The 11,851-nt window shown below is 60.6% G+C and carries 13 protein-coding genes and 3 tRNA genes; 9 read left to right on the top strand and 7 right to left on the bottom strand.

The features are described 5' to 3' along the window. Positions 1-503 precede the first annotated feature (503 nt). Positions 504-1,262 (top strand): type I 3-dehydroquinate dehydratase, encoded by a 759-nt coding sequence (gene aroD, locus B5E67_RS05775; protein WP_087383813.1) that lies wholly within the window; start codon positions 504-506, stop codon positions 1,260-1,262. A 94-nt stretch (positions 1,263-1,356) separates the two neighbouring features. On the opposite strand, the gene B5E67_RS05770 is transcribed toward aroD, so the two are convergent. Together B5E67_RS05770 and B5E67_RS05765 are read right to left on the bottom strand one after the other, a co-directional pair. Then, positions 1,357-1,785: a hypothetical protein gene (locus tag B5E67_RS05770; protein ID WP_087383810.1), complete on the bottom strand. Its 429-nt coding sequence runs from the start codon at positions 1,783-1,785 to the stop codon at positions 1,357-1,359. A gap of 54 nt (positions 1,786-1,839) precedes the next feature. Then, positions 1,840-2,145: a rhodanese-like domain-containing protein gene (locus B5E67_RS05765; protein ID WP_087383806.1), complete on the bottom strand. Its 306-nt coding sequence runs from the start codon at positions 2,143-2,145 to the stop codon at positions 1,840-1,842. 124 nt (positions 2,146-2,269) lie between these two features. On the opposite strand from B5E67_RS05765, the gene B5E67_RS05760 reads away from it, so the two are divergent. The 5 genes from B5E67_RS05760 to B5E67_RS05740 all read left to right on the top strand — a co-directional run bounded on the left by B5E67_RS05760 (position 2,270) and on the right by B5E67_RS05740 (position 4,263). Further along, positions 2,270-2,740 carry an Rrf2 family transcriptional regulator gene (locus B5E67_RS05760; protein ID WP_087383803.1) on the top strand — a complete coding sequence of 157 codons (471 nt, stop codon included), beginning with the start codon at positions 2,270-2,272 and terminating at the stop codon, positions 2,738-2,740. 55 nt (positions 2,741-2,795) lie between these two features. Then, positions 2,796-2,871: transfer RNA gene (locus B5E67_RS05755), tRNA-Trp, on the top strand. A 114-nt stretch (positions 2,872-2,985) separates the two neighbouring features. Continuing rightward, positions 2,986-3,930, top strand: coding sequence for a phosphatase PAP2 family protein (locus tag B5E67_RS05750; RefSeq protein WP_087383800.1), 945 nt, complete (start codon positions 2,986-2,988; stop codon positions 3,928-3,930). Positions 3,931-4,107: 177 nt separating this feature from the next. Beyond that, positions 4,108-4,184: transfer RNA gene (locus tag B5E67_RS05745), tRNA-Asp, on the top strand. 3 nt (positions 4,185-4,187) lie between these two features. Then, positions 4,188-4,263: transfer RNA gene (locus B5E67_RS05740), tRNA-Thr, on the top strand. A gap of 131 nt (positions 4,264-4,394) precedes the next feature. Here the strand turns inward: B5E67_RS05740 and B5E67_RS05735 are convergent. Further along, positions 4,395-4,973 (bottom strand): hypothetical protein, encoded by a 579-nt coding sequence (locus B5E67_RS05735; RefSeq protein ID WP_087383796.1) that lies wholly within the window; start codon positions 4,971-4,973, stop codon positions 4,395-4,397. Positions 4,974-5,199: 226 nt separating this feature from the next. Here B5E67_RS05735 and B5E67_RS05730 point away from each other — a divergent pair, with 226 nt between their 5' ends. The 3 genes from B5E67_RS05730 to B5E67_RS05720 are packed head-to-tail and all read left to right on the top strand — an operon-like array spanning position 5,200 to position 7,643. Continuing rightward, positions 5,200-5,433, top strand: coding sequence for a FeoA family protein (locus tag B5E67_RS05730; protein ID WP_087249634.1), 234 nt, complete (start codon positions 5,200-5,202; stop codon positions 5,431-5,433). Further along, positions 5,426-7,477 (top strand): ferrous iron transport protein B, encoded by a 2,052-nt coding sequence (feoB, locus tag B5E67_RS05725; protein ID WP_242956798.1) that lies wholly within the window; start codon positions 5,426-5,428, stop codon positions 7,475-7,477. The genes B5E67_RS05730 and feoB overlap by 8 nt, the downstream gene beginning before the upstream one ends. Before the next feature lie 16 nt (positions 7,478-7,493). Then, on the top strand, positions 7,494-7,643 hold the full coding sequence (locus B5E67_RS05720; protein WP_087249636.1) for a FeoB-associated Cys-rich membrane protein: 150 nt from the start codon (positions 7,494-7,496) through the stop codon (positions 7,641-7,643). A gap of 63 nt (positions 7,644-7,706) precedes the next feature. Here B5E67_RS05720 and B5E67_RS05715 read toward each other — a convergent pair whose 3' ends face one another. The 4 genes from B5E67_RS05715 to B5E67_RS05700 form a co-directional block, all read right to left on the bottom strand. Then, positions 7,707-8,633 (bottom strand): ROK family protein, encoded by a 927-nt coding sequence (locus B5E67_RS05715; RefSeq protein ID WP_087383792.1) that lies wholly within the window; start codon positions 8,631-8,633, stop codon positions 7,707-7,709. A 50-nt stretch (positions 8,634-8,683) separates the two neighbouring features. Continuing rightward, the gene (locus B5E67_RS05710) at positions 8,684-9,484 is read right to left on the bottom strand and encodes an aldo/keto reductase (RefSeq protein ID WP_087383789.1); all 801 of its coding nucleotides are present in this window, start codon (positions 9,482-9,484) and stop codon (positions 8,684-8,686) included. A 361-nt stretch (positions 9,485-9,845) separates the two neighbouring features. After that, positions 9,846-10,571: a DUF5131 family protein gene (locus B5E67_RS05705; RefSeq protein WP_087383786.1), complete on the bottom strand. Its 726-nt coding sequence runs from the start codon at positions 10,569-10,571 to the stop codon at positions 9,846-9,848. A gap of 30 nt (positions 10,572-10,601) precedes the next feature. Beyond that, entirely contained in the window at positions 10,602-11,594 is a 993-nt protein-coding gene (locus B5E67_RS05700; RefSeq protein WP_087383783.1) for a type II CAAX endopeptidase family protein, read from the bottom strand. Positions 11,595-11,851: the final 257 nt, after the last annotated feature.

The following is an 11,851-nucleotide window of genomic DNA, read 5'->3' as shown; positions in this document are numbered from 1 at the left end:
GCTTGCGTCCTGTAAGAATTACTTTTTGGAATTTTAAGTGTTTCCAACACTTTAAAGGTTCCGTTACAAGTATTCGATATTGTTCAATTTTCAAGGTCCTGTCCGCTCAGCCTCTCGGCCGGCGACCTGTTTATTTTACCACAGCGTTTCAAACTTGTCAAGCACTTTTTTGAAGTGTTTTTCAGTTCTTTTCGCTTTGTGGGCCGCCCCGTCAGGGCGCTCACATATAGTACTACCTTTCCCTCTTTTTGTCAACCCCTTTTTTCAACTTTTTTGCAAGTCGGAAAACTTTCTTGACAACGCCCCCTATCCCCCATTATGATACAGGTATTCTCTATATAAGTAAGAGAGTCCCGGCCCCGCCTGCTTTGCAGGCCGCCGGGCTCCTTTCCAACTGCTTTACCTCAACGGATCCCTGGGAATATCTCCGCCGCGCGAACGCTCTTTTGGGACGGGCGGCATGATCTTATAGAATATATAGAATAAAAGGAGCGTGGGTTATCATGTCCTGTATCACTGTGCGGGGCTGCCGGGTTGGAGAAGGCCGGCCCAAAATCATCCTGCCCATTGTGGAGCAGACCGAGTCCGCCGTCCTGGAACAGGGCCAGGCGTTTGCCGGTCTGAAAGTGGACTGCGTGGAATTCCGTGCCGATTGGTTTGAGGGATGGCGGGACAGCGCAGCGCTGAGCCGCTGTCTCACCGGGCTGCGGCAGGTGCTGGGAGATACGCTCCTTCTGGTCACCCTCCGCACCCGGGCCGAGGGCGGCGAGGCAGACGCCTCCCTTGAAGAATACACTACCTTTTGCCGCCGGGTCTGGGAGAGCGGCTGTGCCGATCTGCTGGACATTGAGTTCCTCCCCGCCGGGGATGCACTGCCCGGGCTGATTGCAGAGGCCCACGCCCACGGGGTCAAGGTGGTCTGTTCCAGCCACGACTTTGCCCAGACTCCCTCCCGGGCGGAAATGGTATCCCGCCTCTGCGCCATGCAGACCGCCGGGGCAGATCTGCCCAAACTGGCCGTTATGCCCCAGAACCGCCGGGACGTGTTGGCTCTGCTGGAAGCCACCGCCGAAATGGCCGATCTCCACCCTGAAACCCCTGTCATCACCATGAGCATGGGGGCTCTGGGCGGAGTCAGCCGGATTTGCGGCGAGGCCATGGGCTCGGCCATGACCTTTGCCTGTGCCGGCAAGGCCAGCGCCCCGGGTCAAATCGAGTTGGACGTCCTTGCCCCCATCCTGGACCGTTTGGCTTTGTCCTGATTTTCCCTATTATATGTAAGAGACAAAAACAGCGGACCGCCCTCTCCCGCTCTGGCAGGGGTGCGGTCCGTTTTCTTTCAGGGATTCAGGGCGGTCAGCCGCGGCCCCGGCCGGTCAGTTTGCCCAGGGCCACCTTCCAGCGGGGATAGCCCCAACGGGGGTCCTCGGTGAAGTCGTCCGCCAGCTTCCAGGGATAGACGGTGCCGTCAAAATACAGATTGCCCGCCTCATCCACCCTGGTCAGCTTTTTGGGGAGATACTCCTCATTGTAGTAGCCGGTTTTGGGGCGGAGCCAATGAAGGGTGCCGTCCTCATCCATCCGCTCGGCCCAGGCGCCGAACACAAAGGTGGCCGCCTCGCCGTAGCAGTGCTGTTCAAACCGGATTTTCCCGTCATAATAAAACTTGATGACTTCCAGCGTGCCCGACTCCTTTTTTCCGTCGCGGCCCAGCGTGGGGCGGTAGTCCTGCTGGTACCGGCAGCCGCAATGGCTCCCGGCAAAGTCTCTGGCATGGTAGGCCATACCCTTCACCCATTCCTTTCTGCTTTCGTTTCCCCTGACAGGGATTGATTCATCTTAGCGTTCCACATCGTAGGGCCAGGCCATGATGCCGCCCAGATCGTACAGGTTGTGGTATCCCATGGCCTCCAGCTGGGCCGCCGCCATGGCGCTGCGCTGGCCGCTGCGGCAATAGATCAGCCAGGCGGCCTCCTGATCGGGAATCACGTCCGCCGCTTTGATCCGGACGCTGCCCAGGGGCAGCAGCCGCGCCCCCGGAATGTGGCCTGCGGCGTACTCCGAGGGCTCCCGGACATCCACCGGGACGGCCTCTCCCGCCTCCATCATCCGCCGCGCTGCGGCGGGGGTAATCTTTTGAACCATTGTTCTTTCCTCCTCTTTCGTTTCTTTTCCATCTTATGATAACAAACCTTTTTTGTTTTCACAAGGCTTTTCAAATTTCCCTCCCCGTGTTATACTGAACACATCCAGACAAGGAGGTTCAAGGATGCGATTTTCCACCAAAAGCCGGTATGGCCTGCGCCTGATGGCGGAGCTGGCCTGCTCGGGCACCGGGCGTGCCATGCCCCTGAAAGAGATCAGCGAGCGCCAGCGCCTCAGCCTGAAATACCTGGAACAGCTGGTGACGCCGCTGGCCCGGGCCGGCCTGGTCAAGAGCGAGCGGGGCAGCCAGGGCGGCTATCGTCTGGTCAAGGACCCCAGCGAAACCACCGCCGGCGAAATCATCGCCGCCATGGAGGGGAGCGTCGCCCCCATCCCCTGCCTTGAGAGCGAAACCAACGCCTGCCCGCTGTCCGACCAGTGCGCCACCCTGCCCTTCTGGGCGGGACTGGACGAGGTCATTAACCAGTATCTGGACAGCGTCACCCTGGCCGACATCGCCAAAAGTATGGCGGAGGCCTCTGGCGGCGCCTGCGCCTGCGCAAAAAATCGAAATTTGCCCGAAAAAGACTCTTGACATTTGCCGAAAGATTGGTTATAATAATCTGGCATTCGACGAATGCCGGGTGTATAGGGGTATAGCTCAGTTGGTAGAGCAGCGGTCTCCAAAACCGCGTGCCGTGAGTTCGAGACTTACTACCCCTGCCAAGAGCACAGTGCCAGCCGGCGCTGTGCTTTTTTGTTTTATCCGCCCGGCGTTTGACCCAGACTCTCCCCGGCAGGGAGGGTGCGGGTATTTTTTCAAGCGCAAGGAGGCGTTTTATGGATCTTGCCTATCTGCTGCTTTTGCAGCGCCTGCGGGAGGCAGCCGGCTGGCTGCTGACCCCGGCGATGGAACTGATCAGCGAACTGGCCGCCAGTTCCCTGACCATTGCTGTGGCGGCCTTTGTGTTCTGGGCGGTGGACCGCCGGTTCGGCAGCTTTTTGATGCTCAACTATGTGGGCAGCAGTCTGCTGGTCCAGGTGTTCAAGCTCACCGCCTGCGTCTACCGCCCCTGGGTGCGAGACCCCCGCATTCAGCCGGTCACCAACGCCATCGACACCGCCACCGGCTATTCCTTCCCTTCCGGCCACACCCAGAGCGCCGCCGCCATTTACGGCAGCGTGGGCCTGTGGTACGGCAAAAAGCGCCGCTGGCTGGCGGTCCTGATGGCGGTTATGATCCTGCTCACCGGCTTTTCCCGGAACTATCTGGGGGTCCACACCCCCCAGGATGTCCTGGTCAGCCTGGCTTTAACCTGCGGCTACCTGTGGCTCAACAGCAAAATCCTGGCCCGGCTGGAGCGTCAGCCCAGCTTTGACCTGAAGGTGGCGGCGGTGGGTACCGTTCTGGCCCTGGCCGCCGTCCTCTGGTTTGAGTGCAAGAGCTATCCCATGGATTACGTCAACGGCGTCCTTCTGGTGGACCCCGAAATCATGAAGGAGGACGGCTTCATGGCGGCGGGCATGGTCTTTGGCTTCTTCCCCGGCTGGCTCATCGAGCGCCGGTGGCTCCAGTTCTCCACCGACCACCGCAGCGCCGGGCAGTTTATCCTGGCCGCTCTGGCCCTGCTGCCCATGCTGCTGATCTACAAGCTGCTGCCCCTGGCTCTGACCGGCATCATGGGCCCCCTCTGGGCCGCCTTTGTCAGCTGCGCTCTGCTGGCCTTTTACGTCACCGCCCTGGTGCCCGCCCTCATCTGCAGGCTCCAGCGCAAGGCCCGCTGAGGTCTCTTTCCGGTTTTTTCGCCTCCCTTCGGGGAGGCCTTTTTCGTTGATTCGTATGTTTTCGTTCAATTTCTGCAAAATCAAAAAAATTTGCATTTCAGGCTTGACAATCCCGCCCCGCGCTGGTATAATAAGTCACGTTCCGGCGGTCAGACGCCGGCGGCCATCAGAGAGTATGGCCCGGTAGCTCAGTTGGTTAGAGCACCAGCCTGTCACGCTGGGGGTCGTCGGTTCGAGCCCGATCCGGGTCGCCATATGCTGCTATAGCTCAGTTGGTAGAGCGCATCCTTGGTAAGGATGAGGTCTCCAGTTCAAATCTGGATAGCAGCTCCAGAGCACAGCACCCTTGAAGTCACAGAACTTCAGGGGTGCTTTTTTGCGTTTGCGGGAAAAGCGGGCGTTTCCCTGTTCCCTTTCCGGGCTCAATGCAAAACCCCCGGCCAGGGCCGGGGGCATGGGATGTCTTATTCCGGCTGTGCCGGGGAAGCGGGGCTGGTCTGGCCCTCTGCTTCCAGTTCGTTGTCGTTGCCTTCATAGTAGGCCAGATACCGGTCCTCCCGGGAGGCAAAGACCGACGCCATGGTCAGCTGGCCGTCGTAGGTCCGGGCCCAGACGGCCCCGTCTCCCCAGCCGATGGTGGAGCCTTCCCGGACAAAGGCGTCCGGCTCCATCTGGGCGATCTGTTCCAGGAACTCCGCGGTGAACACCTGGTCATAATAGGGCAGAAACTCCTCCGCCGAGTTCACATAGGTCAGTTCCTGGCCGGGGAGCTGCAGCTGTTTGGGGTAGAGGAACATCTCCGCCACCTTCTCCCGCTCTCCTGCGGCCGCCGCCTGCTGGAATGTCTCAAAATAAGCGATGATCTCCCCGTCGGTGACTTCGCCGGGCTCGGTGGATTCCGGCTCCACCTGGACCTGGGCCGGCTGGGATTCCGAGGTTTCCTGGCTGGATGGGCCGGCCGGCCCGCAGGCGGTGGCCGTACACAGCACCATTGCCAGGGCCAGGGCAGCCGCCCCGGCCTTTTTTCTGCGCTGAACTGCCATAGGGTTTCTCCTTTCTGCGGCTGCGCCGCCTCCTAGCTCTTATTCTGGATACGTTCGGCCCCGCCGGGAAATTGCATCCCCAAAGGGTGAAATTTTCCGCCGCCGGGCAGCTCTTTCCCCCAAAGAAAACGGTTTGCCCCCATTGACGAATGGGGTTCTTCTTTGTAATATAAGGGATGGCGGAAGTTAAACGCGTACAACTCCCGCCGATTGGGAGGTGTGAAAGATGTATTTAAAGGACGCGCAGATTGGGCGGACCTATATTGTGGAGAGCATCCATCTGCCCTTTCAGATGGAGCGCCGGCTGGAGGCTCTGGGGATGACCCGCCAGACCCCCATCTCGGTGCTGAACCGGAAAGGAAAAGGAATTCTCATCATCAAACTGCGGGGCACCCGCTTCGCATTGGGGTACAACATTACCCAGAACATTGAAGTAAGGGAGGGTGAGCTGGATGCCTGAACAGCATGAAATGACCATCGGGTTCATCGGCAACCCCAACTGCGGCAAGACCACCCTGTTCAACGCCTACACCGGCGCCAACCTGAAGGTGGCCAACTGGCCCGGCGTCACGGTGGAAAAGGTGGAGGGCGCCATCAAGCACCACGGCCTCAACATCCACCTGGTGGACCTGCCGGGCACCTACAGCCTGACTTCCTACACCATGGAGGAGACGGTGTCCCGCCAGTTCATCCTCAGCGGCGAGGTGGACGTCATCATCAACGTAGTGGACGCCTCGGCTCTGGAACGGGGCCTGTACCTGACCTTGCAGCTGCTGGAGCTGGGCAAGCCGGTGGTGATGGCCCTGAACATGATGGACATTGTGGAAAAGCGGGGCATGGAGATCGACCTCCACCGCCTGCCCGAGATGCTGGGCGTGCCGGTGATTCCGGTGTCGGCCCGGCAGCGCCGGGGCCTGGACGCTCTGCTTCACGCAGCGGCCCACCACAAGGACAGCACCGGTCCCGACCCGCTGGTCCATCAGCACAAAACCGAGTCCCACCACCAGCACGACCATCACACGGAATACACCATGGTGTACTCCGACACCATCGAGGACAAGATCGACCAGATCATCCCCGAACTACAGCACCGGTACCCCAGCCTGACCAACTACCGCTGGCACGCCATCAAGCTGCTGGAGGGAGACCAGGAAATCACCCAGAAATATCCGGTGGACCTGCCCCAGGTGCTGGACCGCAGCTATGAGTCGGACATCATCAACCAGAAATACGACTTCATCGGCGAGATCATCGACGAAGTCCTGATCCACAAGGAGCGCCAGGACGTCCTGACCGAAAAGGCCGACCAGATCCTCACCAGCAAGGTGTGGAGCATTCCGGTGTTCTTCGGCATCATGGCGGTGATCTTCTTCCTGACCTTCACCCTGGGCGACTGGCTGAAAGGCTATCTGGAACTGGCCATCGGGGCCATTTCGGACGGGGCCCTGGCGGGCCTCACCGCCATCCACGCCGGGGACATTCTCACCTCCCTGATTGTGGACGGCATCATCGCCGGCGTGGGAACCATCGTCACCTTCCTGCCCAACATCCTGATCCTGTTCCTCTGCCTGGCTCTGCTGGAGGACAGCGGCTATATGGCCCGGGTGGCCTACGTGATGGAGGGCATCATGAGCAAGATGGGCCTGTCGGGCAAGGCTTTCATCCCCATGCTGCTGGGCTTCGGCTGTACGGTGCCGGCCATCATGGCCTCCCGCGCCCTGGAAAACCAGCACGACCGGCTCAAGGTCATGCTGGTGACCCCCTTCATGAGCTGCAACGCCCGGCTGACCATTTACATTTTGTTCTCCGAGATGTTCTTTGGGGATCATGCCATGATCGTGGCCTACTCCATGTACCTCATCGGCATCCTGGTGGCCATCCTGATATCGGCCCTGCTCCACCTGCTGGACCGCAAAAAGGATCACGCCAACTACCTTATCATCGAGCTGCCCGAGTACAAGCTCCCTGACGCCCGCACCGTGGCCATCTACGTCTGGGAAAAGGTGATGGACTACCTGGAAAAGGCCGGCACCACCATCTTCATTGCCACCCTCATCATCTGGGTGGTGCTGAACTTCGGCCCCGGCGGCTACACCCCCGACATGGCCGACAGCTTCGGCGCCGTTCTGGGCAAAATCCTCACCCCCTTCTTTGCCCCCATCGGCCTGGGCTACTGGCAGATTGCGGTGGCCCTCATCGCCGGCATCTCGGCCAAGGAAGTGGTGGTGTCCAGCTGTGCGGTGCTGTTCGGCATCGTCAACGCCAGCTCCCCCGCCGGCATGTCCGCCTTTGCCGCCGCCCTGGAGGGGATCGGCTTTGGCTCCTTCAATGCCCTGTGCCTGATGATCTTCTGCCTGCTGTACATTCCCTGCGCCGCTGCCCTGGGCACCATCCGCAAGGAATCGGGCAGCTGGACCTGGATGGTCTTTACCGCCGCTTTCCAGCTGGCGGTGGCCTGGGTGGTGACCTTCCTGGTCTACCAGGTCGGCATGTTGATCCTGTAACCGGGAGGATGCGCCCATGGGTTCCCTCCTTGTGATTGCACTGATTCTGCTGGCTCTGGGCCTGTGGCTGGGCTGGGCGCTGGCCCGCATCCGCCGCCGCAAAAAGCAGGGCGGCGGCTGTGCCGGCTGTTCTTCCCACTGCCCCTACCATGACCAGTGCCGCTGAAATTTCCTGAAACGCACAAGCGCCCCGATGCCGTCAAGGCACCGGGGCGCTTTTCTTGTTGGATCAGATGCTGCTCAGCAAAAACCGAAGGGCGCCGATCAGGTTGGCGTCGTTGCCGTAGCGGCAGCGGACAATCTCCGGCTTGGCAAAGGCGGTAAAGGGAACGGCGGCGTAAATCGCATCCAGCTTGGTGCGGATGATGTCGGTCACCTCGGGGCGGGCACTGATTCCGCCGCCGATGGCGAACCGGCCCAGATCCAGCACCGACTGCACCCCGTAGATGCCGGCGGCGGTCATCTCGCCGAACTCCGCCAGCGCGTCGGCGGCCTCCGGCTCGCCGGCGTCATAGGCGGCAAAGAATTTCAGCCCGTCCAGCTCCTCCGCCGGGATGCCCTTGCGTCTGGCATAGGCGTTCAGCAGGCCGCTGGCCGAGGCATAGGAGGCCCAAAAAGACCCCATGCCGCTGTCCTGAACGTTCCGGTTGAAGATCCGGCCCAGCCCGGCGAAGTGGACCGGCAAAAAGGACAGTTCTCCGGCGGCAAAGGTATTGCCCATCCAAATCTGATGGTTCAGGACGATGGCCCCGCCGGTGCCGGTGCCCAGTACCAGAACCGCGCCGTTGGCGGTATCCGCCAGCGCGCCGCTCCAGACCTCGGCGTTGGCGGCGCACTTGGCGTCGTTGGCCAGACGCACCGGCTTGTGCAGCCGCTCTTCCAGCAGCTGGCCCATGGGGGTGGCGTCAATGTACATCAGGGTGCCGCCGGTGTGTGCGATGCCGGTGGCGGTGTCAATCCGCCCCGGCATGGACACCGCCACGCCCTCAAATCTTCCCTCGAATTGGGCCCCGATTTCCGCCATGGCGTCCAGCAGGTGGTCCAGGCTGTCGGCGGGGGTAGGGGTCTTGCCGTTTTCCAGAAAACTCCCGTCCTCCCCCATGAGGGCATATTTGATAAAGGTGCCCCCGATGTCAAACGCCAGATACTGTTTCATGGTTACCCGTCCTTTCTTCTGTGCCTGTTTTGGTGTGCAGCGGCCCGGCCTCAGGGCCAGCCGAACAGGGATGCCCCGTCCGTCAGCTGCCCGATCCGGGCCATTTCCTCCCCGGTGAGGGCAAAATCAAAAATCGAAAAGTTTTCCTCCATCCGTTCCCGGTGGGCGGATTTGGGGATGACGGCGATGCCGTTCTGTACCAGATACCGCAGCGCCGTCTGGGCGGCGGTTTTGCCGTGGGCTGCCCCGATCTCCATCAGCACCGGCTCATGAAAGACATCCCGCCGTCCCTCGGTGAAGGGCGCCCAGGACTGCATCCGGGTACCCCGGGCCGCCAGAGCCTTCTGCAGCGCCAACCGCGGATAATACACATGGGATTCCACCTGATTCACGGCGGGGCGGATGCTGCACCGCTCCACCAGGCGGTCGTATTCCTCCTGGTTGAAGTTGGACACCCCGATGGCCCGGGCCTTTCCGGCCCGGAGAGCCTCCTCCATGGCCCGGTACATTTCTTCCGACTCGGGGTAGGGTTCATGGAGCAGCAGCAGGTCCACATAGTCGGTTCCCAGAGTTTTCAGCGAGCGGTCAATGTCCGCTTTCGCCTTCTGGTAGCTGTTGCTGGGCTCCCACAGCTTGGTGGTCAGGAACACTTCTTCCCGGGGCAGGCTGCTGTCCCGGAGGGCCTGTCCCACCACGTCCTCGTTTTCATACATGCGGGCAGTGTCCAAAAGCCGGTAGCCCACTTCCAAAGCTTCCCGGATGCACCGGCGGCCTTCCTCGCCCCGCAGCGTCCAGGTTCCAAAGCCCAGCGCCGGCATCTGCACCCCGTTCCCGATCTCAAAATACTCCATCTTTCCCCTTTCTCTTACTTTTCTGGAAGAAAAGTAAGCAAAGGCAGCGGCGGCGACCGCATCCAGTGGATGAAACAGGGAGCCGCCGCTGGCGCCGCGCTCCAATTTTCACAAGGACATTCATGTCCGCCGGGAAAATTGGCTCAGCGCAAGAGGTTTTCCCCACATTGCCGACTGCCTTGGTCATCACCAAATCCTGCCTTTTTTCTATACCTTTTCCGTTCTCCGTCACTTCCGCGGAGCCGTCCCGTTTCCGCTCGTTCCCGGCGTTTGTGCCTGCGGCACGATACGATACGGCGTTCTTTTTATTCCGTCCACACCAGAAACTTTAGGTTTAACACGCCACGTTATATACAAAAAGTTATTGTCCTGCATAGTCAATCCCTGCCCGGGCGGCCTGACTTTGCTGCAGCTTCCGGGGGATGTGATAGACCTTCCCGTCCTTGATGAACACCGCACCGGTCTGTTTGAAGTGAAACCGCACCCCATATCGGACGCACTGTTCCCGGGTGGACAAAATCCATTCGTACCGGCAGGGCCGGGCCCCGGGGCCCGACTCGCCGCCGCACAGCACATATTCGATTTGGCCCGAGGCCAGATAGGGCTCGATGTTGATGGGCCCCAGCATGGGCTCATGGCAGATGTGCTTGTGCCGGATGGGCAGGGTCAGATAGATGGGCAGGCGGGCGTCGGCCATCTCCTGGTTTTCCGCGGTGCAGCAGATGGAGACGTTGGGATAGCCCTCGCCCCAGTCCGGCGGGATGCAGTCCATAAACCGGTGGATCCGCTTGGTGATGATGGCAAACTCCAGATCCGGCCGCTGCCGCATCATCTGCCAGCAGGCAGGCCGCCAGGGGTCCGCCTCCTCCAGAAAGAAATCGGAGGTCATGCAGGTGAACACCGTCCCCTCCCCGGGCTGCAGCTTGTATTCCCTGTGCCGGTCCCGCCGGAGCGGCAGGTCAAAATCCCCGGTTTTGGCCACGGCGCTGGCGTCCCGCCCCACCGAGGCGTCACGCCGGTAGACATAGCAGTGCATGCACCCGGCGCTGATCTTATGGCAGCCGTGCCAGGGGTTCCAGATGGGCATGAGGTCACCTTCTTTCCACCGGTTCAGGACTCACTGGACCTTTGCCTTTTTGCCGAACACCGGCGAAGCCAGGAAGGGCAAAAAGACCACTCCCATCAGCACCAGATGCAGCCCCACATCCAGCCAGCCGATGGTCTGGTTGCTGATGTCGGCGGTGGCGTTGCAAACCTCCCCCAGGTTGTTGTTGAAGAAGTGGAGCAGCACCGGGGCCCAGATGTTCCCGGTCTTGAGGTAGGCCCAGGCAAAAAAGATTCCCAGGGTCACGCAGGTAATCAGCTGGCCGGCCACGTTCTGCAGGGCGGTGTCCGGGTTATGGTAAAATAAGTTCAAGGGCAGATGCCACAGTCCCCACAGCACCCCCAGCAGCAGGACGCCGCCCCGCATCCCGAACTGGCTCTGAAGCCGGGGCTGGAGAAAATACCGCCAGCCGTACTCTTCTCCCCAGAAGGGCTCAAAGCTGCAGAAAAAGTTGGGGATCAGCATCACCAGCGCCAGATATGGCGCAGGGGTCGTCCAGTAGACCAGATATTCCTCCAGCTGTCCGCTGATGGCCGCGCCGGCAAACACCAGCGCCGTCCGCAGCAGGATGTACAGCACCACACAGCCGCAGACCAGTTTCCCCTTTTGCCAGCCCAGGCCGGCGGCCTGCCGCAGCTCTTTTTTCTGGGCCAGAAGGACGCCCCAGCCCGCCAGACTCCCCAGAATCACAATGAGATTGCAGGCCACCAGCCAGCCGCCTCCCGGCAGGATCACCGTACCCAGGCAGCACAGGGCCATCAGGCCGGTGCAGATCAGATGAAAGACAAAGAAGCGCCGGGGCATAGCGTCCGCCTGCCCGGTCAGCAGCAGGGCCGCGATGGCGCCTGCGGCCGGGTAGTACATCTGGGCGTTGGCGAAGATGTCGGTGGGGTAGCCGGCCCGCTGGGCGATGGCCAGAGGTATCCCCATCAGAAAGGGCAGCCCGTAGGCAATCAGGGCAAAGGGCACCAGCTGGCGGGCGGTGCAGCGCGGGGAATCTTCCATAATCAGGTCTCCTTTTCCTTATTAAAGATAAGCCCATTGTATCACAAACCGGCCCGGCGCGGAATAGGATCCTTGTCCCCTTTTTCCTGCGGTTTTAAGGGGTTTTATTGTCCTGAACCGGCGGTTTGGGCCCGTCCTCCGGGCGCTGAAATATACTTCATTCCGGACAGGACGAAGATAGGCAAATTTTGAACAAAACATGAAAAAAGTATAAACAAACCCCTTGCATTTTCTGAAAAAAGGACTAGAATGGGAGA

Source organism: Faecalibacterium sp. An122 (assembly GCF_002160895.1).
Lineage (GTDB): Bacteria > Bacillota > Clostridia > Oscillospirales > Ruminococcaceae > Faecalibacterium.
This window is presented reverse-complemented; position numbering and strand designations above follow the sequence as displayed.